The 206-nt window shown below is 51.9% G+C and carries 1 protein-coding gene; it reads left to right on the top strand.

What is annotated here, in order from left to right; translation table 11 throughout:
• Positions 1–20 precede the first annotated feature (20 nt).
• Positions 21–206 (top strand): reverse transcriptase domain-containing protein (locus ACXAFR_RS27725; RefSeq protein WP_475183488.1); only part of this gene is annotated, 186 nt, incomplete at its 3' end.

Genomic DNA, 206 nt, shown 5'->3' with positions numbered 1-206 from the left:
CGCAGTGTGAAGGGCGGGCTATGCTCATTCGCTATGCGGATGACTTTGTGGTGGCATTCCAGTATCGACAAGAAGCCAGGGCCTTCTACAAACAGCTCGCTTCCAGACTGAAGACATTCAATCTGGAAGTAGCTCCGGAGAAGACCTCGATGAAACGTTTCAGTCGATTTCATCCCAGTCAAGAGCGGCACTTCGAGTTTCTGGGC

The organism is Pseudomaricurvus sp. ABR4_320 (assembly GCF_056159445.1).
The sequence above is the reverse complement of the archived record's forward strand: the minus strand, read 5'-3'. Positions and strand labels throughout refer to the sequence as shown.